Origin of the sequence: Streptomyces sp. NPDC058796 (assembly GCF_042745235.1) — a bacterium.
Taxonomy (GTDB): domain Bacteria; phylum Actinomycetota; class Actinomycetes; order Streptomycetales; family Streptomycetaceae; genus Streptomyces.
Genome location: NZ_JBHYOP010000002.1, coordinates 456659 through 478678, shown reverse-complemented (window position 1 = coordinate 478678; position 22020 = coordinate 456659). Strand labels below are relative to the sequence as shown.

Genomic DNA, 22020 nt, shown 5'->3' with positions numbered 1-22020 from the left:
TGAGCCCGTGCCTTCCCTGTTGCTGATCGAGGACGACGACGCCATCCGCACGGCCCTGGAGCTCTCACTGACGCGCCAGGGTCACCGGGTGGCCACCGCTGCCAGCGGTGAGGACGGTCTGAAGCTGTTGCGCGAGCAGCGGCCGGACCTGATCGTGCTGGACGTGATGCTGCCCGGCATCGACGGGTTCGAGGTGTGCCGGCGCATCCGGCGCACCGACCAGCTGCCGATCATCCTGCTGACCGCGCGCAACGACGACATCGACGTGGTCGTCGGTCTCGAGTCGGGCGCCGATGACTACGTGGTCAAACCGGTCCAGGGCCGGGTGCTGGACGCCCGTATCCGGGCCGTGCTGCGGCGCGGGGAGCGGGAGTCCAGCGACTCGGCGAGCTTCGGCAGCCTGGTCATCGACCGTTCCGCGATGACCGTGACGAAGAACGGGGAGGACCTCCAGCTCACGCCGACCGAGCTGCGGCTCCTGCTCGAACTGAGCCGGCGGCCCGGACAGGCGCTGTCCCGCCAGCAGTTGCTGCGGCTGGTGTGGGAGCACGACTACCTCGGCGACTCCCGGCTGGTGGACGCCTGCGTGCAGCGGCTGCGCGCCAAGGTCGAGGACGTGCCGTCGTCCCCGACCCTGATCCGTACCGTGCGGGGTGTCGGCTACCGGCTGGATCCGCCTCAGTGACACAGGAACACCAGGGGGGTTCACGCGGCTGGGCCGCGGCTCGCAAGGGAGTCTGGTCCGGGCTGCGCTTCACCAGTCTGCGTCTCAGGCTCGTCCTCGTCTTCGGTCTGGTCGCGCTCACCGCGGCCGTCTCCGCGTCCGGCATCGCCTACTGGCTGAACCGGGAGGCGGTGCTGACCCGTGCCCAGGACGCCGTGCTGCGGGGCTTCGAGCAGGAGATGCAGAACCGCGCGGGCGCGCTGCCGGAGCACCCCTCGCAGGACGAGTTGCAGCACACGGCGGAGCAGATGGCGAACAGCAGTCAGCGGTTCAGCGTGCTGCTGGTCGCCGAGAACTCCGACGGGAAGACCGTGTACGGCAGTTCCGGCGGGCTGGGCGGCTTCTCGCTGGCCGACGTGCCCGAGTCGCTGCGCACCGCGGTGAACAAGGAGCAGAAGCTCACCTCGGCCAACAAGCACCCGTACCACCTGTACTGGCAGCGGACCACCGAGGACGACACCCCGTACCTCGTGGCCGGCACGAAGGTGATCGGCGGCGGGCCGACGGGCTACATGCTCAAGTCGCTGGAGCCGGAGGCCAAGGACCTGAACTCGCTGGCCTGGTCGCTGGGGATCGCCACCGGGCTCGCGCTGCTCGGCTCCGCGCTGCTCGCCCAGGCGCTGGCGACGACCGTGCTCAAGCCGGTGCACCGGCTGGGGGTCGCGGCGCGGCGGCTCGGCGAGGGCAAGCTGGACACCCGGCTGCGGGTCTCCGGCACCGACGAACTGGCCGATCTGTCCCGGACGTTCAACAGTGCCGCCGAGAACCTGGAGAAGCGGGTCGCGGACATGGCCGGCCGGGAGCAGGCGTCGCGGCGCTTCGTGGCGGACATGAGTCATGAGCTGCGCACCCCGCTGACGGCGCTCACCGCGGTGACGGAAGTGCTGGAGGAGGAGCTGGAGTACGAGGGTGAGGGCGAGGGCGGGAGTTTCGACCCGATGGTCGAGCCCGCCGTACGGCTGGTGGTCAGCGAGACGCGGCGGCTGAACGACCTCGTGGAGAACCTGATGGAGGTCACCCGCTTCGACGCGGGCACCGCCCGGCTGGTCCTCGACGACGTCGACGTGGCCGACCAGATCACCGCCTGCGTCGACGCCCGCGCCTGGCTGGACGCCGTCGACCTGGACGCCGAGCGCGGCATCCACGCGCGGCTCGACCCGCGCCGGCTGGACGTCATCCTGGCCAACCTGATCGGCAACGCGCTCAAGCACGGCGGGTCGCCGGTGAGGGTGTCGGTGGCGCGGGCGGACGACGAGATCGTCATCCGGGTACGGGACCACGGGCCCGGCATCCCCGAGGACGTCCTGCCGCACGTCTTCGACCGCTTCTACAAGGCGAGCGCGTCCCGGCCCCGCTCCGAGGGCAGCGGGCTCGGCCTGTCCATCGCCCTGGAGAACGCGCACATCCACGGCGGTGAGATCAGCGCCGAGAACCATCCCGAGGGGGGTGCGGTGTTCGTGCTGCGGCTGCCGCAGGACCCGTCGCCGCCGGCGGACGGTGACGACAGCTCCCCGGAGGACGAGAGCAAGGGCGAGGACCCGAAGGGACAGGTCTGATGACCGTACGCCGTCGGCCGGCACTGCGCGGGGCGGTTCTGTGGGCCGTGCCGGCCCTGCTGCTCACCGGGTGCGGCATCCGCGCCACCGAGGTGCCCACGGACTTCGGTCCGGCGCCCTCGCGGGCGCGTTGCTCGCTCGCCGGTCCGGACGCGGCGGAGCAGGCCGCGCCCGGGATGCCGGTGCGGGTGTTCCTGCTGTGCGGCTCGTCTCTGGTGGCCGTGGACCGGACGGTACGCGTTCCGGAGGCCGCGGCGGACTCCGGACGGCGGGCGCGGGTTGCCCAGGGGCTGCTCGACGAGCTGGCTCAGTCGCCGTCGGCCGCGGAGAAGCAGGCGGGGTACACGACGGACGTGCGCGACGGGATCACCGTGAGCGGCCCACGGCCGGGAGACCCCGAGGACACGCTGCGCCTGGGCACCGCCCCCGACGACCTCACCCCGTACGCGCTCGCCCAGGTGGTGTGCACCTTCTCCGACTCGGCGGCGGCCGAGGGCGACGGCTCCGTGATCCTGGCCGGCCCCTCCGACGCGCCCGCCCGCCGCTACTCCTGCACGGACGAGGTCCGCGCCCGGCCGGGCAGCAACGAGCCCCCGTCCACCGAGGTCACCGGCGGCTGACGGGCCGGAGGGGCTGCGGGGGCGCCGGGCCGTTCCGTGGAGGCCGGCGGTGTCCCGTGAGACGCGGGGCCGCCTTGTGGAGCGCGGTGCCCGTGACCGGGGCTGGGGAGGCTGCTGCCCCCCAGGGCAGCGGAGGCGTGCACCGGGCCGCGCGAGCCGCCTGACTGCCCTGCACGGCACGGCCCAGCAGGGACCGTACGACCTGAACCGCGGGAGCAGCCGACACCGACCCCGGGACCACGGGACCGGCCGACACCGCCCGCGAGGACCGTGCGGCACCGAACGCAAGGACCGTGCGACGTGGGCCGTGTGGCGCAAGCCTCACCCTTGCGTGGGAGGGGCCGGAACCGCGCGCGGCGGCGGCCGCGTCTAGGGGGGCGTGCAGCGTCATGGGTTCCTCGGCGGCAGCGCCGCGCTCCGCATCCGTGTGACAGGAAGTGTCCTCCTGGTCGCACATCTCGCGTTCGTCGCCTGGTACACGCTGCGGCCGCTGGACGTGCCCTGGGTGCTGCCGCCGAACCTGCACCCCTTCGAAGGGATCCGCGCCGATCTGGAGCTGGGCTGGCCCGCGGCCGCCCGGGCCATCGGCGGGTCGCTGGCACTGCTGGCGCCGCTGGGCGTGCTGCTGCCGGTGGCGGGCGGCCGGCTGGGCGTCTCTCCGCTGGGCTCGCTGCTGCGCACCACGGCCGCGGCGGCGCTGCTGTCACTGGGCATCGAGCTGCTGCAGACCGGGGTGCCCGGCCAGGTCGTCGACGTCGACTCGCTGCTGCTGAACACGGCGGGCGTGGCCCTCGTACACCTCGCCGTCGTACCCGCGGGCCGCGCCCGGATCCGTCGCTGGTCCGAGCGGGCGCCGCGGGAGGACCTCCCCCAGGAGGAGCCCGCTCAGGGACGGACCCCGACGATTCCCAGGGTCGGTATCGCCCCGTAGAGCGACGCTTTGTTCCGTTCGTCTCCGTAGCGTGGAGGGCAGATGAAGGGGAAGCCGACAGGCAGACCCCGCCACACGCTGACGAAGGAGCCGCGATGTCCCGCCTCGCCCGCCCCACCCACGGCCGCATGATCGGCGGAGTGTGCGCCGCGCTGGCCCGGCGCTTCGGCACCTCCACCACCACGATGCGGGTGATCTTCGTGGCCTCCTGCCTGCTGCCCGGCCCGCAGTTCCTGCTCTACCTGGCGCTGTGGATCCTGCTGCCGTCCGAAGAGAAGGCCGCGCGGACGGCCTGGTGACCGGCCCGCGTCGAAAGTGACGGCGCCCGACTGACGTACCTCCCCTCTGGTACACCGAAGGGGCGCACCCGGGAACACCGGGTGCGCCCCTTCCGGCGCGTCTGGAGCTGTGGGTCAGCCGCCGATCGGAAGGCCGTTGACCGGCAGGCCCTGGGTGGGCAGGCCCTTGGCAGGCAGACCGCCGAGGAGCCCGGCGACCGGCTTGGTCGGACCCTCGGAGAGCTGCTGCTCGACGACCTGCTCGACGACCGGCTGCGCGGCGGTCAGACCCGTGGCGGAGACCTGGCGGCCCTGCTCCACGATGTTGCCGGCGCCGGGCACCACCTGGGAGACGGTCTCCGCCGGGAGCGTCCGGGCGACGGAGTCCACCGTCTGGGCGGTGTCCGGGAGTGCGGGGGCCGCGGTGGCCGCACCCGCGCCGGCGGCGGCGAAGGCGGCACCGAGGGCGGCGACGCCGAGGGTCTTGGCAGCAGACTGCTTCATGAAATGCGTCCTCGAATGGGATGACGGGGATGTGAGCGGTCCTTGACCGTAAACACGCATCACCCCCCGCGGCAAACATCGAAATGCGGACGGATTGTGAAAGCCCGTCCGCATTTCCGTATTACCGTCCCCCGTCGATCAGCCCTCGCCCTCGACAAACGCCCTGGTGGAAGCAGTCTGCTGGAACAGCCATTCGGACTTCAGCTCCGCATATCCGGGTTTGATGACGTCATTGATCATGGCCAGTCGTTCATCGAAAGGAATGAACGCTGATTTCATCGCATTGACGGAGAACCACTGCATGTCGTCGAGCGTGTAACCGAACGCGTCGACAAGGTGCTCGAATTCGCGGCTCATGCTGGTGTGGGACATCAGCCGGTTGTCCGTGTTCACCGTGGCACGGAAGTGCAGCCGTCGCAGCAGGCCGATCGGATGCTCGGCGTACGAGTCCGCCGCGCCGGTCTGGAGGTTGGAACTGGGGCACAGCTCCAGGGGGATGCGCTTGTCCCGTACGTACGAGGCGAGCCGGCCGAGCTTGACCGTGCCGTCCTCGTGGACCTGGATGTCGTCGATGATGCGCACGCCGTGCCCGAGCCGGTCGGCGCCGCACCACTGGAGGGCCTGCCAGATGGACGGCAGGCCGAAGGCCTCACCCGCGTGAATGGTGAAGTGGTTGTTCTCCCGCTTGAGGTACTCGAAGGCGTCCAGGTGCCGGGTGGGCGGGTAGCCGGCCTCGGCGCCCGCGATGTCGAAGCCGACGACGCCGAGGTCGCGGTAGCGGTTGGCGAGCTCGGCGATCTCCAGGGCGCGGGCGGCGTGCCGCATGGCGGTGAGCAGGGCGCCGACGCGGATGCGGTGGCCGCCCTCCCGGGCCCGCCGCTCGCCCTCCCGGAAGCCCTCGTTGACGGCCTCGACGACCTCTTCGAGGCTGAGACCGCCCTCCAGGTGCTGCTCGGGGGCGTAGCGCACCTCGGCGTAGACGACGCCGTCCTCGGCGAGGTCCTCGGCGCACTCGGCGGCGACCCGGACCAGGGCGTCGCGGGTCTGCATGACGCCCACGGTGTGGGAGAAGGTCTCCAGGTAACGCTCCAGCGAACCGGAGTCCGCCGCCTGGCGGAACCAGGTGCCGAGCCGGTCGGCGTCGGTCTCCGGGAGGTTCGAGTAGCCCGTGGCGTGGGCGAGTTCGACGACCGTGCCGGGGCGCAGCCCGCCGTCGAGGTGATCGTGCAGCAGAACCTTCGGCGCCCGGCGGATGTGGTCCGGCGTCGGTGTCCTCGCGCTGGTCTTCGCGGTGCTCTGGCTCGTCATTTCCGCACTCTAACTCCTACGCGCGTAGAGCACCGGGCGAACGCCCGGACCCGGTCGAACGCGGCGACGAGGGCGGGCTTTACGGATCGGTCGATATGTAACGGTGACTGCGATGACGGGTGGCGTACACCCGGTCTTCTGAGAATGTTCTGCCATGGCACAGCAAGCGACGCCGGCCCGTCGGGCCCGGCTGGGGCGAACGCTCGGTCCGGAGGGGACGGCGGTGAGCGGGGTGGTGCTGCTGCTCCCCGCCGGGGACGAGGTGTCCAGCCGCAAACCGTCTCCGCTGCTGGCGGCGGCCTCCGTGCGCACGCTCGGGCGCCGGCTCGCGCGCGCGGGGCGGGACGAGGGCCTGGCCACGCATGTCGTGCACTACCGCTACCGGGGCTGGAACGGTGCGGAGGCCCACCTGGCCCGCGACGCCGAGTGGGCCGCCGGCGAGGCCGTGCGGCGCTACGGCGACGTGCCCGTCTGCCTGGCCGGCCTCGGCATGGGCGGGCGGGCCGCGCTGCGGGCGGCCGGGCACGAGGCCGTCAACTCCGTGCTGGCGATCGCCCCTTGGCTGCCCGACGAGGACATGGCCGCGTCCCCCGAGCCGGTGAAGCAGCTCACCGGGCGGCAGGTGCTGATCGTGCACGGCACCAACGACGAACGCAGCGACCCCGAGCTGTCGTTCCGGCTGGCCTCCCGGGCAAAGAAGGCCAACCGCGCCGTGTGCCGGTTCGAAGTCCACTCCGACGGCCACGGCTTGCGCCACTACCGGGAGGAAGTGGCCGCGCTGGCGGAGGACTTCGTGCTGGGCGCGCTCTTCGGGCAGTCCTTCTCCCGCCCACTGGAGGACGCGCTGGCCGCTCCCCCGCCGCTGGGACTGCGGATGCCGTTGGCGGTGGGGTTCGGGAAGTCGTTGCGGCGATAGCCGTACGCCGCGGTCAGTCCGGGAGGAGGTGGCCCCTCCTCGACAGCAGGAACTTCTTGAACGCCGCCACCGGGGGCGTGTCCGTGCGCCCCGCCAGCCAGGCCACGCCGATCTCCCGGGCCGCGCGCGGCGCAGTGACCGTCAGTTCCACCACGCCGGGCCGGGGCACCGCGGGCGGCGGCAGGAGCGCGACGCCGAGGCCGGCGGCGACCAGGCCCCGCAGGGTCTCCGCCTCCTCCCCCTCGAAGGCGACCCGGGGCCGGAAACCCGCCTCCTTGCACAGGGCGTCGGTGATGCGGCGCAGGCCGTAGCCGGGCTCCAGGGTCACGAAGTTCTCGTCGGCGGCCTCGGCGAGGCGGATGCGCCGGCGGCCGGCCAGCGGGTGGTCGGCGGGGACCACCAGGCGCAGCTTCTGCTCGTCCAGGCGGCGGGCGACCAGGTCGGGGGCGTCCGGCACCGGGGAGGTCAGGCACAGGTCGAGTTCCCCGGCGCGCAGGCGTTCCAGCATCGCCTCGCCGTAGTTCTGGACGAGGCTGAAGCGGACCCGGGGGTGGTCGGCGCGGAAGGCGTGCAGCAGACCGGGGACGGTCTCGGCGCCCATGGTGTGCAGGAACCCGAAGGCGACCTTGCCGGTGGCCGGGTCGGCGTCCGCGCGGACCTCCTCGGCGGCCCGCTCGACCTCGGCGAGGGCGCGCTCGACCGAGCCGAGGAAGGTGCGCCCGGCGACGGTCAGCGCGAGGGTGCGCCCGCGGCGGACGAACAGGTCGACGCCCAGGTCCGCTTCGAGCCGGACGAGGGCCCGGGAGAGCGTCGACTGGGGGACGTTCATCTCCTGCGCGGCGCGGGTGACGTGCTCGGTACGTGCCACGCCGGCGAAGTGCGCCAGGCGGGGCGCGAGCAGCGCGACGATGTCTTCTGTGTCACCGGAAGGTGACAGGCGCGCCTGTGAGCTTTGCTGATGCACCATGGGAACGATTATGACCATTCCATGCATTGGACGGATGAGTCGCGGCCTCCGTACGGTCCCGGTATGACTCCCGCCGATACCGGGGCGTCCACCACCGTGGGCGCCTCCGCTTCCGTCTCCGCACCCGACGTCCACGCATCGCGCATGGCCCCCGGCGGCCCCGGCTACCGCCGGATGAGCCTCGCCCTCTTCCTCGCGGGCGTCGCGACCTTCGCGCTGCTCTACTCCACCCAGGCGCTGCTGCCGCTGATCTCCGGCGACATGGGTGTCACGGCGGGCGACGCGAGCTGGACGGTGGCGGCGGCGACCGGTGGCCTGGCGGTGTTCGTCCTGCCGATGAGCGCGCTGTCGGAGCGGTTCGGACGGCGTACGGTCATGACGGCGTCCCTGGCGGTCGCGGTGACCGTCGGGCTGCTGGTCCCCTTCGCCCCGTCGCTGCCGGCGCTGGTCGCGCTGCGGGCGGTGCAGGGTGCGGCGCTGGCGGGGCTGCCCGCCTCGGCGACCGCGTACCTGGCGGAGGAGGTCACCCCCCGGGCGCTGGTCACGGCGATCGGCCTGTTCGTGGCGGGCAACAGCGTCGGCGGGATGAGCGGCCGGGTCATCACCGGCTGGGTCGCCCAGGAGTGGGGCTGGCGGGTCGCCGTCGGCGTGATCGGCGTGGTGGCCGTGGCGTGCGCCGTGGCCTTCCGGATGCTGCTGCCGGCGCCCAGGCACTTCACCGCCGGCTCGCTGCGCCCGCGGGTGCTGGCCCGCACGGTCCGCGACCACCTCGCCGACCCGCTGCTGCGCCGCCTGTACGCGATCGGCGCGCTGTTCATGACGGTGTTCGGCGGCGTCTACACGGTGATCGGCTACCGCCTGGCGGAGGCGCCGTTCTCACTGCCGCAGGGCCTCATCGGGTCGATCTTCCTGGTGTACCTGGTGGGCACGGTCTCGGCGTCCACGGCGGGCCGCCTGGTGGGCCGCCTCGGCCGGCGCGGGGCGCTGTACCTGGGCGGCGGCACGACGGCGGCGGGCCTGCTGCTCTCCCTCGCCCCCTCCCTCCCGCTGGTCCTGCTGGGCCTGGTGCTGATCACGGCGGGCTTCTTCGCCGGGCACGCGGTGGCCTCCTCGGCGGTGAGCCGGACGGCCACGCACGGCCGCGCGCAGGCCTCGGCGCTGTACCAGTCCGCCTACTACATCGGCTCCAGCGCGGGCAGCACGGTCGGCGCGATGGCCTTCCACTCCAGTGGCTGGGCCGGAACGGTCGGCGTCGGGCTGCTGGCGGTGCTGGGCGTCGTGGCGATCACGGTGGCCGGGTCGCTGGCGGCACGGCGCACGGGCGGGGGCGTGCCGGCGCGGGCCTGAGCGCTCCGGGCACGCCGTCAGGCACACCTCGTCCACCTGCGGTTTTCCTGACTGCACAGGCCATTGTCAGTCCCCTGCGGTAGCTTCCGAAGTGCGAGGCGCGAAGACGCGCACGACGGGAAGGCCACAGGGGTGGGTGGACGATGACCAACGGCACCGTGACGACGGAACTGGATGCCGCGCTGGAGAAGCACCGGGTCGAGCTGACGGGGTACTGCTACCGGATGCTCGGCTCCTCCTTCGAGGCCGAGGACGCGGTCCAGGACACCCTGGTCCGCGCCTGGCGGAGCTACGACAAGTTCGAGGGCCGCTCCAGCCTCCGCTCCTGGCTCTACCGCATCGCGACCAACGTCTGCCTGGACATGCTGACCGCGGGCAACAAGCGGGCCCGCCCGATGGACCTGACCGACTCCACGCCCCTCGCGCAGGCCGCCCTCTCCCCCCGCCCGGACAACACCTGGCTGGAGCCGATGCCGGACGCCCGCGTACTGCCCACGACCGCCGACCCGGCCGAGGCCGCGGTCGCCAAGGAATCGGTGCGGCTGGCCTTCATGGCCGCGCTCCAGCAGCTGCCGCCCAAGCAGCGGGCGGTGCTGATCCTGCGCGAGGTGCTGGCGTGGAAGGCGAGTGAGGTCGCCGAGCTGCTCGGCACGTCGGTCGCGTCGGTCAACAGCGCCCTGCAGCGGGCCCGCGCCACCCTCGCCGAGCGGGCGGAGCACGGCGAGGGGGCGGCGGTCTCGGACCCGCTGGACGAGGAGCAGCAGAAGCTCCTGGAGCGCTATGTCGCGGCCTTCGAGGGCTACGACATGACGGCGCTGACAGCGCTGCTGCACGAGGACGCCATCATGACGATGCCGCCGTTCGACCTGTGGCTGTCCGGCTCGGCGGACATCACCGGCTTCATGACCACCCTCGGCGCCGCGTGCGCGAACTCGCGGCTGCTGCCGGTCAACGCCAACGGGCTGCCCGCGTTCGCGCACTACAAGCCGGACCCGGAGGCGGGCGGCTACGCGCCGTGGGCGGTCCAGGTGCTGGAGATCTCAGACGGCCGCATCACCGGGTTCCACTGCTTCCTCGACACCAAGCGGTGGTTCCCGCTGTTCGACCTGCCGCTCCGTCTCGAAGCGGAGGCCGACGAGGTCGAGGAGGGCGTGTAGCGCGGGATCCGGGTCGCGCAGCCGGATCCGGCCCCCGGCCCGCCGGGCGGCGAGTTCCAGGCGGGCCAGCAGATCGACGACGGCGAGCCCCGGGGGTCCCAGCCCGCCCACGTCGCAGACGACCACCCCGGCCCGGGTGCTTTCCATCAGCGCGCGCACCTCGTCGCAGAGCCGGGGTGTCTCCCCTCGGGAGACAGGCCCCGGCAGCACGAGTACGGCGGGTGTCACGGCGTCCACGTGCGGTAGACCCCGGGCGGGCCGGGAACTCATCGGTGGCCGCCGGCAGAGATCACATTGACGTGCGCACAGCCTCCGCCGGAGGGTTTGCTGCATGCCCCACGTATCTCCGCCCCGTGCCCTGCCGTCCCAGGCCCGTCCGCGCGGCGGGGAGGTGCCGTGCAAGGGGTACTGACCGGCTTCGCCGTGATCGCGGTCGTCATCGCCGTCGGCTATGTGCTCGGCCTGCGGGGCCACCTCGGCCCCCAGGGACGCGAGGTCCTGACGAAGCTCGCCTTCCACGTGGCTTCCCCCGCCCTGCTGTTCACGACCCTCGCGACGGCCGACCTGTCGGTGATCTTCTCCAGCCGGCTGCTGGTCACGGCGCTGTCGACGGTGGTGGTGGCCGGGGTCTTCGTCGCCGTGGGCGTCGCGCGGCGCTGGGGCGGGGGCCGGACGACGATCGGCGCGCTCTGCTCCGGCTACGTCAACTCCGGCAACCTCGGCATCCCGATCGCCGTGTACGTCCTGGGCGACGCCTCGCTGGTGGCGCCGGTGCTGCTGTTCCAGCTGGTGCTGGTGACACCGGTGGCGGTGACGATCCTGGACCTGTCGAGAGGGGGCGGGACGGGCCCGTTGTGGCGGGTGCTGCTGACGCCGCTGCGCAATCCGATAGCGCTGGGCTCGCTCGCGGGAGTCGCGGTAGCCGCGAGTGGTGTCCGCGTGCCGGACGCGGTGATGGATCCGGTGACCTTGATCGGCAACATGTCGGTCCCGGCGGTCCTGCTGGCCTTCGGCATCGGCCTGTGCGGCTCCACTGTGCCGCTGCGTGGCGTGGAACGGCGGCCGGTGCTGCTGGCGGTGGCGCTGAAGACGGTGGGGCAGCCGACGGTGGCCTGGGCGCTGGCGTCCGGAGTGTTCGGGCTGCGGGGCGCCCAACTGCTCGACGTGGTGGTGACGTCGGCGCTTCCGGCGGCACAGAACCTGTACACGTACGCGTCGACGTACGGGGTGGGCGAGCGGCTGGCGCGGGACGCGATTCTCGTGTCGACGGTGGTTTCGGTGCCGGTGCTGGTGGGGGTGGCGGCGGTTCTGGGGTGAGTCAGCGTCCAGGAAACTCGCTGGTGGCCAGCGCGCTTTGGAAGGGCGCCGGCAGCACGACGGGATCGCCGACTTTCCCTGCGTACAGAACCCGATAGGAGACGATCTCCACGACGAGTTCGGCCTCGGACGCGGGGATCAGGTGCTCGTCTCCCTCGCGCAGCAACGCCTCCGGCACCACAGCCAGGTCCGGCTCGAAGAGACCGAGTCGACCGGGCGCGGCGAGCGGGAGCCGCTGGTAGATGCCCCCGTCTTCCGGGATGACGTCGTAGAGGCGTCGTTGCACGCGTTCGGCGACGCCGTTGTGCGCGACGGATGAGAGGGGCGTGACCGTGATGAGCCCTTCGACGATCTCCGCCTTGCACCCTTTCGGCGCCTCCGTCTGACGCCGGACCCAGACGATCTCGTCCCACGCGTTGTCGGCCAGGATGCAGTCGCCCTCGAATTCCCGCATCCCGTCAGTCAACATGCCGAACGGGACCGGCGGACATCCGCCGGTCCCGTTCACCCGATCGAGGAAACCCCTGGTCAGGCGATACGTTCCCGCACCACCGGCGTCGCCGTGAAGTCCGTGCCCGCCGGAGCCACGTCGTAGGAACCCTCCACCGCCGCGAGCGCGTACTCGAAGCGGTCCGGGGTGTCGGTGTGGAGGGTCAGGAGGGGCTGGCCCTCGGTGACCGTGTCGCCGGGCTTGGCGTGGAGTTCGACGCCCGCGGCGGCCTGCACCGGGTCCTCCTTGCGGGCGCGGCCGGCGCCCAGGCGCCAGGCGGCGACGCCGATGCCGTAGGCGTCGAGGCGGGTCAGGACGCCGGAGGCACCCGCCTTCACCACGTGCTGTTCCTTCGCCGTGGGCAGCGGGGCGTCCGGGTCGCCGCCCTGGGCCGCGATCATGCGGCGCCAGACGTCCATCGCGGAGCCGTCGGCGAGGGCCTTCGCCGGATCGGCGTCCGGCAGCCCCGCCGCGTCCAGCATTTCGCGGGCCAGGGCCAACGTCAGCTCGACCACGTCCGCCGGGCCGCCGCCCGCCAGGACCTCGACCGACTCGCGGACCTCCAGGGCGTTGCCCGCGGTGAGGCCGAGGGGGGTCGCCATGTCCGTGAGGAGCGCGACCGTCTTCACGCCGTGGTCGGTGCCGAGGCCGACCATCGTGGAGGCCAGCTCGCGCGCGTCCTCGACGGTCTTCATGAAGGCGCCGCTGCCCACCTTCACGTCAAGGACCAGGGAGCCGGTGCCCTCGGCGATCTTCTTGGACATGATGGAGGAGGCGATCAGCGGGATCGCCTCGACCGTGCCCGTGACGTCCCGGAGGGCGTACAGCTTCTTGTCGGCGGGGGCGAGGCCGTCACCGGCCGCGCAGATCACCGCGCCCACTCCGTCGAGGACGTCCATCATCTCCTCGTTGGAGAGCAGGGCGCGCCAGCCGGGGATGGACTCCAGCTTGTCCAGGGTGCCGCCGGTGTGGCCGAGGCCCCGGCCGGAGAGCTGCGGGACGGCCGCGCCGCAGGCCGCGACCAGCGGGGCGAGCGGCAGGGTGATCTTGTCGCCGACGCCGCCCGTGGAGTGCTTGTCGGCGGTCGGGCGGGACAGGGAGGAGAAGTCCATGCGCTCGCCGGAGGCGATCATCGCGGCCGTCCAGCGGGCGATCTCGCCGCGGTTCATGCCGTTGAGCAGGATCGCCATCGCGAGCGAGGACATCTGCTCGTCGGCCACCTCGCCGCGCGTGTAGGCGTCGATGACCCAGTCGATCTGCTCGGCACTGAGTTCGCCGCGGTCCCGCTTGGTGCGGATGACGGAGATGACGTCCATGGCCATGGAGGCTCGCTTCCTTACGTGGTGAGGTGGTCGGGGCCGAAGGCCTGCGGGAGCATCTCCGAGAGGGGGACGATCCCCGCCGGGGTCTCCAGCAGCATCTCCGGGCCGCCGAACTCGTACAGCAGCTGCCGGCAGCGGCCGCACGGGACGAGGATCTCGCCGTGGCCGTCGACGCAGACGAAGTGCGTCAGCCGGCCGCCGCCGGTGAGCTGGAGCTGGGAGACGAGACCGCACTCGGCGCACAGGCCGATGCCGTAGCTGGCGTTCTCGACGTTGCAGCCGGTGACGGTGCGGCCGTCGTCGACCAGGGCCGCGGCGCCGACGGCGTACCCGGAGTAGGGGGCGTAGGCGCGGTCCATCGCCTCGCGGGCCGCCGTGCGCAGCGCGCCCCAGTCGACGTCGGTCATTTGCCCTGTCCCTTCCGGTACTGCATGCCGTTCGCCTTCGGCATCCGCAGCCGCTGGGCGGAGAGGGCGAGGACGACGAGGGTGATGACGTACGGCGTGGCGGAGACGACCTGGTTGGGGACGTCGTCGGTGGTGGCGTACCAGGCGAAGACCAGGGCGCCGATCACCACGGTGATCGCGGCCTTGACGTACTTCTTGCGGACCGCGAGCCAGATGGCGCCGGCGACCAGCAGCAGCGCGCCGAGCAGCAGCAGGGCGTGGACGTTGGCGGAGCCGCCGCGCAGGTTGAGGCTGTCGGTGTAGCCGAAGAGGCCGGCGCCGATGGCGAGGCCGCCAGGCATCCAGTTGCCGAAGATCATCGCCGCCAGGCCGATGTAGCCGCGGCCGCTGGTCTGGCCCTCCAGGTAGAAGGGGTTGGCGACGATGGAGAGGAAGACGCCGCCGAGGCCGGCCAGACCACCGGAGATGATCACGGCGAGGTACTTGTACTTGTAGACATTGACGCCGAGGGACTCGGCGGCGACCGGGTTCTCGCCGCAGGAGCGCAGGCGGAGGCCGAACGGGGTGCGCCACAGGATGTACCAGCTGGCCGGGATCAGGGCGACGGCGATCAGGGTGAGCCAGGAGACGTCGGTGACCAGGCCGCCGAGCAGGCCGGCGATGTCCGAGACGAAGAACCAGTGCTGGTCGTTGAGGCTCTCCAGGCCGTCGGAGAGCCCTGGCACCGAGAAGTGGCCCAGCGAGTCGACCGGCGGGGACTGCTTGGCGGAGCCGCCCTGGTGGCCCTCGAAGGCGAGCGGGGCGAGGTAGCGGGTGGCGCCGAGGGCGAGGATGTTGATGGCCACGCCGGAGACGATGTGGTTGACGTTGAAGGTGATCGTCACGATGGCGTGCAGGAGGCCGCCGAGCGCGCCGCCGACGATGCCCATCAGGACGCCGGTCCACGGGCCCCACTGGAAGCCGGCCCAGGCACCGAACCAGGTGCCGAGGATCAGCATGCCCTCGAGGCCGATGTTGATGACGCCCGCGCGTTCGGCCCACAGGCCGCCGAGACCGGCCAGGCCGATCGGCACCGCGAGCTGGAGCGCGGTGGACATCTGGCTGACGTTGGTGATGCCGTTGGCGCCGGTGATCAGGCGGACGATGGAGGTCAGTGCCAGGGCACCGGCGATGATCAGCAGCAGGACGGGCAGCGAGATCCGGCGGCCGGCCGGGGCCCCGTGCTCCAGCGTGGGCTGGTTGAGGTCGGTTGCGGTGGTCATCGGCCAGCCACCTCCTTCTTGGTGTTGTCGGTGGCGCCGAGGACGTGGCCGGCGGCCAGCTCCGCGCCGACGCGGCGCTGCTGGCGGCGCAGGCCCCACTCGCGGACGGCCTCGTAGGAGACGACGACCGAGAGCACGATCAGGCCCTGCATGATGACCGCGATCTCCTTGTCGTAGCCGTGGAAGTCCAGCTCGGGGCTGGCCTTGTCGAGCCAGGCCCACAGCAGGGCGGCGAAGGCGATGCCGACGGGGCTGTTGCGGCCGAGCAGGGCGATGCCGATGCCGAGGAAGCCGATGCCGGTGGGGAAGTTGAGGCTGTAGGTGTGGGTGTCGCCGAGGAGGATCGGCAGGCCCGCGAGGCCGGCCAGACCGCCGGAGAGCAGCATCGCGGTGAGCACCATGCGCCTGGGGTTGACGCCGCTGGCCGCGGCGGCGGACTCGGAGGCGCCGGAGGCGCGCAGGTCGAAGCCGAAGCGGGTGCGGTTGAGGACGACCCAGTAGCCGATGCCGAGGAGGACGGCGAGGATCACCAGGCCGTAGATCTCGCCGGCCGCGCCCATGTCGATGCCGGGGATCCAGCCGGACTCGTGCATCTCGCCGGTGGTGTTGTTGTTGCCGATCTTGACGCCGAAGACGTCGGGCAGCCAGAGGTAGCCGATGACCGAGGTGGCGATGGCGTTCAGCATGATCGTCGCGACCACCTCGCTGACGCCCCGGGTCACCTTGAGGACGCCGGCGATGCCGGACCAGAAGGCGCCGGTGAGGACGGCGGTCAGCAGGAGCAGCGGGATCTGGAGGAAGGCCGGGAGGTTGGCGTGGGCGCCGACGATCGCGGCCATCATGGCGGCGAGCTGGTACTGGCCGTCGACGCCGATGTTGAACAGGTTCATCCGGAAGCCGATGGCCACCGCGAGGGCCGCGATGTAGTACATCGACGCCTGGTTGATGATCAGGACCTGGATGTCGGAGAATCCGGCCTGCTCGAACATCAGGGCGAACGGTTCGACCGGGTTCTTGCCCGAGGCGATCAGGACGATCGCGCTGAGCACGAAGGCCACGGCGAGCGCGATGACCGGGCCGGCCACCGCGAGGAGCACGCGCTCCTTGTCGAACTTCTTCATCAGCGGGCCTCGTCTTCCGCGCCCTGACCGGCGTCGGTCGGGGTCTCTTCGTGTTCGAGGTGTCCGGAGGCGGCGCCGGTCATCGCCGAGCCCAGCTCCTCGGGGGTGATGGTGGCCGGGTCGGCGTCGGCGACCAGCCTGCCGTCGTAGATCACCCGGAGGGTGTCGGACAGGCCGATCAGCTCGTCCAGGTCGGCGGAGATCAGCAGGACGGCCAGGCCCTCGCGGCGGGCCTCGCGGATGTGGTCCCAGATGGCGGCCTGCGCGCCGACGTCCACACCGCGGGTGGGGTGGGCGGCGATGAGGAAGCGCGGCTTGTGGCTCATCTCGCGGCCGACGATCAGCTTCTGCTGGTTGCCGCCGGACAGGGAGGCGGCGGTGACGTCGATGCCGGGGGTGCGGACGTCGTACGTCTCGACGATGCGGCGGGTGTCGTCCTGGGCGCCCTTGAGGTCGAGCCAGACGCCCTTGCTGTTGGGCTTCTCGGTGACGTGGCCGAGGATGCGGTTCTCCCAGAGGGGGGCCTCCAGGAGCAGGCCGTGGCGGTGTCGGTCCTCGGGGATGTAGCCGACGCCCTGTTCGCGGCGCCCCCGGGTGGGCAGCGCCGTGATGTCCTCGTCGAGGAAGCGGATGGTGCCGGAGTCGGCGTGTCGCAGGCCGATGAGGGCGTCCACCAGCTCGGTCTGGCCGTTGCCCTCCACGCCGGCGATGCCCAGCACCTCACCGGCGTGGATGGTGAAGGTGATGTCGTCGAGGAGGGCCTTGCCGCCGGGGGCCGCCAGGCGCAGCTTGTCGACGGCGAGGACCTCGCGGTCGGTGACCGTGGACTCGGCGGTCTCGGGGGTGGGCAGCTCGCTGCCGACCATCAGCTCGGCGAGCTGGCGCGGGGTGGTCTCGGACGGGACGGCGGTGCCGACCGTCGTGCCGCGCCGGATGACGGTGATGTCGTCGGCGACGGAGAGGACCTCGCCCAGCTTGTGGGAGATGAAGATGACCGACAGGCCCTCGGCCTTCAGCTCGCGCAGGTTGTCGAAGAGCGCGTCGACCTCCTGGGGCACGAGGACGGCGGTGGGCTCGTCGAGGATCAGCGTGCGGGCGCCGCGGTAGAGGACCTTGAGGATCTCCACGCGCTGGCGGGCGGCGACGCCGAGCTCCTCGACCAGGCGGTCGGGCTCCACGCCGAGGCCGTAGCGCTCGGAGATCTCCTTGATCTTGCGGCGGGCCTTGGCGCCGATGCCGTACAGCCTCTCGCTGCCGAGGACCACGTTCTCGAGGACCGTGAGGTTGTCGGCGAGCATGAAGTGCTGGTGGACCATGCCGATGCCGCGGACGATGGCGTCGGCGGGCGAGGAGAAGCTCACCTGCTCGCCGTCGACCGTGATGGTGCCCTCGTCCGGCTTCTGCATGCCGTAGAGGATCTTCATCAGGGTCGACTTGCCGGCGCCGTTCTCGCCGACGAGGGCGTGGACGGTGCCCTTGCGGACGGTGAGGTGGATGTCGTGGTTGGCCACGACACCGGGGAACCGCTTGGTGATCCCGGCGAGCTCGACGGCGGTCACCGATTCGTTGACCGCCGCTTTGGCCGGAGGGCTGCTGGACGCGTTGATGGCGCACTCTCCTGGGGACGGGGGCCGTCTACGCGCGTAGCGCCCCTACGGCATCTAAAAGCGGCGGCGGCACATCGACACGACGGGGTACGGGGAGGGACCCGGGGGGCGGCCTCCCCGTACCCCGTCGAGCGGTGCGACCACCGCGGTTACACGCTGTTCGAGGTACTGCTGGTGATCAGCTGCTCTTGACCTTGATCTCGCCGCTGACGATCTTCTCCTTGGCCGTCTTGATGGCTTCCTGGAGTTCGGCGTTGTCCGCGAACTTCGGGTTGGAGTTCGAGAGGCCGACCTCGCCGGACTTCAGATCGCCCCGAACGATACCGGTCTCGGGCTTGCCGTCCTCGACCGACTTCGCGAGGTTGTAGACCGCCTTGGCGACGTCCTTGGTGGCCGAAGTCAGGATCCAGTCCTTGTACTTCGCGAGGGCGTCCTGCTTGTACTGGTCGGAGTCGACGCCGATCGCCCACACCTTGTTGGCGGCGGCGGCCTCGATCACGCCCTGGCCGGAGAGACCGGCCGCCGCGAACACGACGTCGGCCTTCTTCTCGATCTGGCCCTCGGCGGCGGTCTTGCCCTTGTCGGGGCTGGAGAAGCCGCCCTCCTCCGCGGTCTGCGTCAGGTACTGCGAGATGACCTTGACCTTGGGGTTGGTGTCCTTGACGCCCTGCTCGTAGCCGGCCTGGAACTTGTGGATCAGCGGGATGTCCACACCGCCCACGAAGCCGACCGTGTTGGTCTTGGTGCTCTTGGCGGCGGCGACACCGGCGAGGTAGGAGGCCTGCTCCTCGTTGAAGACCAGGTCGGCCACGTTGTCGGCCTCGATCGTGGCGTCGTCCACGATGCCGAAGGTGGTGTCCGGGTACTTCTCGGCGGCGCTCTTCAGCGCGGCGGCGTACGCGTAGCCGACGCCGACGACCGGGTTGTAGCCCTGCTTGGCCAGGGAGACCAGGCGCTGCTCCTTGTCGGCGTTGGTCTCGCCGTCGGTGGGCTCGATGGCGGCCGTCTTGTAGCCGAACTCCTTCTCCGCCTGCAGCAGGCCGGCGTGAGCGGCGTCGTTGAAGGACTGGTCGCCCTCACCGCCGACGTCGTAGGCGATGGCGAGACCCTTGTCGCCCTTGGACTCCGACGACCCGGAGGAAGTCGAGGTGCCGCCGCAGGCGGTCAGGGCGAGGGCCAGGGAGGCGGTCGCTGCGCCTGCGACCGTGATCCGGGAAATCCGGCGCATGTCTGGTGCTCCTGTCGTACAAGCGCCGGGGACGGTTCGGGTACGGCGCTGGCTTCGCCGCAGATTAACGCGCGTAGACCTGCCTGAAAACCCCTTCTGTCCTTCTTGTTATCCGCCCGTGAGCAAGGGGGTCCGGGCGGGCGTGCGGGGCTTGCCGGACGCAAACGGGGGACGGCGGAGAGTGACGCCGGGGCGGGCGGGACGACCGGTCGCGGCACGCCGAAGCGGGCGGGCGCCGGGGGACGCCCGCCCGCTTCGGCGTGCTGCTGTGCGCTGCCGCGCGGGGCTACTCCGTCCTCACCTTGATGGAGCCGGAGATGATGCCTTCCTTGGCCTTCGCCACGGCGTCCGTCAGGCCCGGGACCTCGGCGTACTTCGGGTTGGCGTCGGACAGGCCCACACCGTCCGACTTCAGGTCGAAGGTCTGGACGCCGGTCAGCGGCTTGCCGTCCTCGACCGACTTCGCCAGCGCGTACACCGCGCCGTCGATGTCCTTGAGCGCGGAGGTCAGGATGTAGTCCTTGTACGCCGCGAGGGCTTCCTGCTCGTACTGGTCGGAGTCGACGCCGATCGCCCAGACCTTCGCCTTCGCGGCGGCCTCGATCACGCCCTGCCCGGAGAGGCCGGCGGCCTGGTAGACGACGTCGGCCTTCTTCTCGATCTGGCCCTCGGCGGCGGCGCGGCCCTTGTCGGGGCTGGAGAAGCCACCCTCCTCCGCGGTCTGCGTCAGGTACTGCGAGACGACCTCGACCTTGGGGTCGGTGTCCTTGACGCCCTGCTCGTAACCGGCCTCGAACTTGTGGATCAGCGGGACGTCCACGCCGCCGACGAACCCGACGACGTTCGTCTTGGTGGCCTTGGCCGCGGCGACGCCCGCGAGGTAGGAGGCCTCGTTCTCGGCGAAGACGAGGGAGGCGACGTTCTTGGCCTCGACCACCGAGTCCACGATGCCGAAGGTGGTGTCCGGGTACTTCTCGGCGACCGTCTTCATCGCCGGGGCGTAGGCGAAGCCGACGCCGATGACGGGGTTGTAGCCCTGCTTCGCCAGCGAGGAGAGCCGCTGCTCCTTGTCGGCGTCGGTCTCGCCCTCGGTGGGCTCGACGGCGGCCGTCTTGTAGCCGAACTCCTTCTCCGCCCTCTCCAGGCCCGCGTGGGCGGCGTCGTTGAAGGACTGGTCGCCCTCGCCGCCGATGTCGTAGGCGATGGCGAGGCCCTTGTCGTCCTTGCCTCCCTCGTCACCGCTGTTGCTTTCGCTGCTGGTGCCGCCGCAGGCCGTGGCGGCGAGTGCGAGCGACGCGACCCCCACCGCGGCGCGGGTCAGTCTCGATGTCCGACGCATCTGAAGTTCCCCATTCTCCAAAGCCCCGCAGCGGGTGCTCGGTTCGGCGCAGATTAACGCGCGTAGAAACTCCTGGGAACGGGGTTGCGCGGCGCCGTTATCCATTCGTGCCGCGGGGTGCCAGGGGTGTGCTTCGCGCGTGCCAGGAGCGTGCGGCGCGGCCTCGTGCGCTTGTGCATCAGGCTGCCCCCGGCCCGCCGGGGCCGCAACCTCGGGGGGCGGGTGCCGGGCCCCGGGGGTTCACTGCACGGCGTCGATCAGCGCCGCCGCGGTGAACATCTCCACGCCGACGGTGATGGCCGCCTCGTCCACGTCGAAGTCGCCCTGGTGGAGGTCGCGGATCACGCGCTCGCCGGGCGGGCGGACGCCGAGGCGGGCCATGGCGCCGGGCACGTGCTCCAGGTACCAGGAGAAGTCCTCGCCGCCGAGGCTCTGCTCCGTGGACTCGACGGAGTCCGTACCGCGCCGCGCGACCATGGCGGCCTGGAGCAGTTCGGTGCTGGTGACCTCGTTGACGACCGGGGGCACGCCGCGGACGTAGGTGATCTCGGACTTGGCACGGTAGAGGTTGGCGATCTCGTCGATGGCGCCGACCACCAGGTCGGGGGCCTGCCGCCAGGCGTCGAGGTCGAGGCAGCGGACGGTCCCGGCGAGTTCGGCGTGCTGCGGGATGACGTTCGGCGCGTGGCCGGACTCCATCCGTCCCCAGGTCAGGGCGAGGCCGCTGCGGCTGTCCACGCGCCGGGCGACGAGTGGCGGTACGTCGGTGACGACGCGGGCGGCCGCGGTGACCAGGTCGGTGGTGAGGTGCGGGCGGGCGGTGTGTCCGCCGGGGCCGTCGAGGGAGACCTCCAGCCGGTCGCAGGCGGAGGTGATGGGGCCGACCCTGAGACCGATCCGGCCGGCGTCCACCCGGGGGTCGCAGTGCACGGCCAGGATGCGGCGCACCCCGTCGAGCGCGCCGCCCTCGATGGCGTCGGCGGCGCCGCCGGGCAGCACCTCCTCGGCCGGCTGGAAGACCAGCCGCACGGGCCGGGGCAGCAGACCGCGCTCGTGCAGGGCGGCGAGGACGAGCCCGGTGCCGAGGACGACGGTGGTGTGCACGTCGTGTCCGCAGGCGTGGGCTCGGTCGGGGACGCGCGAGCGGTATTCGCACTCGCTCTTGGTGTCCGGGATGGGCAGGGCGTCGATGTCGGCCCGCAGGGCGAGCATGCGGGGGCCGCCGGTCCACCGCCCCGAGTCGGTGTTGGTGCCGATGTCGCAGACGAGCCCGGTCCCGACGGGGAGCACCCGCGGCTTGAGGCCGGCCCGCTCCAGCCGTTCCTTGATCGCCGCGGTGGTGCGGAACTCCTGGTTGCCCAGCTCGGGGTGCATGTGCAGGTCGCGGCGGAAGGCGACGAGCTCCGCACGGAGCACGTCCGGCAAAGTGCCGGGCAGCACGGATTCACCGGGAGTGTCGGCCTCGGTCTCTGGGGACATCAACACGTTCACCCTTTGCAGCGTAGGGCGCCCGAGCGACCGGTGGACCCACGATCAACAAAAATTCAGCCCCTCAGGGGAAGAAAACTGGGCCGCCCTACGCATAGCCATCATCTTGCCTGGGTAAGCTCGGCCGCCTT

22 protein-coding genes are annotated in these 22020 nt (G+C 71.6%); 9 read left to right on the top strand and 13 right to left on the bottom strand.

Annotated features, from left to right (window positions below):
• Nucleotides 1-7: 7 nt before the first annotated feature.
• The 5 genes from afsQ1 to ACFW47_RS07475 all read left to right on the top strand — a co-directional run bounded on the left by afsQ1 (nt 8) and on the right by ACFW47_RS07475 (nt 4130).
• Nucleotides 8-685, top strand: a complete 678-nt coding sequence (afsQ1, locus tag ACFW47_RS07495) for a two-component system response regulator AfsQ1 (protein WP_029394402.1) — start codon at nt 8-10, stop codon at nt 683-685.
• Complete coding sequence (locus ACFW47_RS07490) at nt 682-2280, top strand: ATP-binding protein (protein ID WP_386305107.1); 1599 nt, start codon at nt 682-684, stop codon at nt 2278-2280. Before afsQ1 ends, ACFW47_RS07490 begins: the two co-directional genes overlap by 4 nt.
• Entirely contained in the window at nt 2280-2900 is a 621-nt protein-coding gene (locus tag ACFW47_RS07485; RefSeq protein WP_386287149.1) for a hypothetical protein, read from the top strand. Before ACFW47_RS07490 ends, ACFW47_RS07485 begins: the two co-directional genes overlap by 1 nt.
• A 379-nt stretch (nt 2901-3279) precedes the next feature.
• Nucleotides 3280-3831, top strand: coding sequence for a VanZ family protein (locus ACFW47_RS07480; RefSeq protein WP_386287151.1), 552 nt, complete (start codon nt 3280-3282; stop codon nt 3829-3831).
• 95 nt (nt 3832-3926) lie between these two features.
• Nucleotides 3927-4130, top strand: a complete 204-nt coding sequence (locus ACFW47_RS07475; RefSeq protein ID WP_073724783.1) for a PspC domain-containing protein — start codon at nt 3927-3929, stop codon at nt 4128-4130.
• A 114-nt stretch (nt 4131-4244) separates the two neighbouring features.
• Here ACFW47_RS07475 and ACFW47_RS07470 read toward each other — a convergent pair whose 3' ends face one another.
• Together ACFW47_RS07470 and ACFW47_RS07465 are read right to left on the bottom strand one after the other, a co-directional pair.
• Nucleotides 4245-4613, bottom strand: coding sequence for an ATP-binding protein (locus ACFW47_RS07470; RefSeq protein ID WP_386287152.1), 369 nt, complete (start codon nt 4611-4613; stop codon nt 4245-4247).
• Nucleotides 4614-4751: 138 nt separating this feature from the next.
• Entirely contained in the window at nt 4752-5921 is a 1170-nt protein-coding gene (locus ACFW47_RS07465) for an adenosine deaminase (RefSeq protein WP_386305105.1), read from the bottom strand.
• 154 nt (nt 5922-6075) lie between these two features.
• On the opposite strand from ACFW47_RS07465, the gene ACFW47_RS07460 reads away from it, so the two are divergent.
• Nucleotides 6076-6837 (top strand): alpha/beta hydrolase, encoded by a 762-nt coding sequence (locus tag ACFW47_RS07460; RefSeq protein WP_386287155.1) that lies wholly within the window; start codon nt 6076-6078, stop codon nt 6835-6837.
• Between the two features lie 13 nt (nt 6838-6850).
• Here the strand turns inward: ACFW47_RS07460 and ACFW47_RS07455 are convergent, their stop codons facing one another.
• On the bottom strand, nt 6851-7804 hold the full coding sequence (locus ACFW47_RS07455) for a LysR family transcriptional regulator (protein ID WP_217253259.1): 954 nt from the start codon (nt 7802-7804) through the stop codon (nt 6851-6853).
• A gap of 63 nt (nt 7805-7867) precedes the next feature.
• Here ACFW47_RS07455 and ACFW47_RS07450 point away from each other — a divergent pair, with 63 nt between their 5' ends.
• Both ACFW47_RS07450 and ACFW47_RS07445 read left to right on the top strand, forming a co-directional pair.
• Nucleotides 7868-9151 (top strand): MFS transporter, encoded by a 1284-nt coding sequence (locus ACFW47_RS07450; protein WP_386305103.1) that lies wholly within the window; start codon nt 7868-7870, stop codon nt 9149-9151.
• Nucleotides 9152-9294: 143 nt separating this feature from the next.
• A complete protein-coding gene (locus tag ACFW47_RS07445; protein WP_386287159.1) occupies nt 9295-10308 on the top strand; it encodes a sigma-70 family RNA polymerase sigma factor in 1014 nt (337 codons plus the stop codon).
• On the opposite strand, the gene ACFW47_RS07440 is transcribed toward ACFW47_RS07445, so the two are convergent.
• Nucleotides 10192-10578, bottom strand: coding sequence for an STAS domain-containing protein (locus ACFW47_RS07440; protein WP_386287161.1), 387 nt, complete (start codon nt 10576-10578; stop codon nt 10192-10194). The two genes, ACFW47_RS07445 and ACFW47_RS07440, sit on opposite strands and share 117 nt — an antisense overlap.
• 126 nt (nt 10579-10704) lie before the next feature.
• Between ACFW47_RS07440 and ACFW47_RS07435 the strand changes: the two genes are divergently transcribed.
• Entirely contained in the window at nt 10705-11625 is a 921-nt protein-coding gene (locus tag ACFW47_RS07435; RefSeq protein WP_386305102.1) for an AEC family transporter, read from the top strand.
• A gap of 1 nt (nt 11626) precedes the next feature.
• Here the strand turns inward: ACFW47_RS07435 and ACFW47_RS07430 are convergent, their stop codons facing one another.
• The 9 genes from ACFW47_RS07430 to ACFW47_RS07390 form a co-directional block, all read right to left on the bottom strand.
• Nucleotides 11627-12079 (bottom strand): Uma2 family endonuclease, encoded by a 453-nt coding sequence (locus ACFW47_RS07430; protein WP_386305100.1) that lies wholly within the window; start codon nt 12077-12079, stop codon nt 11627-11629.
• Between the two features lie 74 nt (nt 12080-12153).
• Complete coding sequence (locus ACFW47_RS07425; protein WP_386287214.1) at nt 12154-13431, bottom strand: thymidine phosphorylase; 1278 nt, start codon at nt 13429-13431, stop codon at nt 12154-12156.
• A gap of 20 nt (nt 13432-13451) precedes the next feature.
• The gene (locus ACFW47_RS07420) at nt 13452-13844 is read right to left on the bottom strand and encodes a cytidine deaminase (RefSeq protein WP_386287167.1); all 393 of its coding nucleotides are present in this window, start codon (nt 13842-13844) and stop codon (nt 13452-13454) included.
• On the bottom strand, nt 13841-15106 hold the full coding sequence (locus tag ACFW47_RS07415) for an ABC transporter permease (RefSeq protein WP_386287169.1): 1266 nt from the start codon (nt 15104-15106) through the stop codon (nt 13841-13843). The genes ACFW47_RS07420 and ACFW47_RS07415 overlap by 4 nt, the downstream gene beginning before the upstream one ends.
• On the bottom strand, nt 15103-16227 hold the full coding sequence (locus ACFW47_RS07410) for an ABC transporter permease (protein ID WP_386305099.1): 1125 nt from the start codon (nt 16225-16227) through the stop codon (nt 15103-15105). The genes ACFW47_RS07415 and ACFW47_RS07410 overlap by 4 nt, the downstream gene beginning before the upstream one ends.
• Nucleotides 16227-17786, bottom strand: coding sequence for an ABC transporter ATP-binding protein (locus ACFW47_RS07405; protein ID WP_386287173.1), 1560 nt, complete (start codon nt 17784-17786; stop codon nt 16227-16229). Before ACFW47_RS07405 ends, ACFW47_RS07410 begins: the two co-directional genes overlap by 1 nt.
• A 226-nt stretch (nt 17787-18012) precedes the next feature.
• Nucleotides 18013-19062: a BMP family protein gene (locus ACFW47_RS07400; RefSeq protein ID WP_386287175.1), complete on the bottom strand. Its 1050-nt coding sequence runs from the start codon at nt 19060-19062 to the stop codon at nt 18013-18015.
• 286 nt (nt 19063-19348) lie between these two features.
• Entirely contained in the window at nt 19349-20401 is a 1053-nt protein-coding gene (locus ACFW47_RS07395) for a BMP family protein (protein ID WP_386287176.1), read from the bottom strand.
• Nucleotides 20402-20641: 240 nt separating this feature from the next.
• The gene (locus ACFW47_RS07390) at nt 20642-21880 is read right to left on the bottom strand and encodes a M20 family metallopeptidase (RefSeq protein WP_386305097.1); all 1239 of its coding nucleotides are present in this window, start codon (nt 21878-21880) and stop codon (nt 20642-20644) included.
• Nucleotides 21881-22020: the final 140 nt, after the last annotated feature.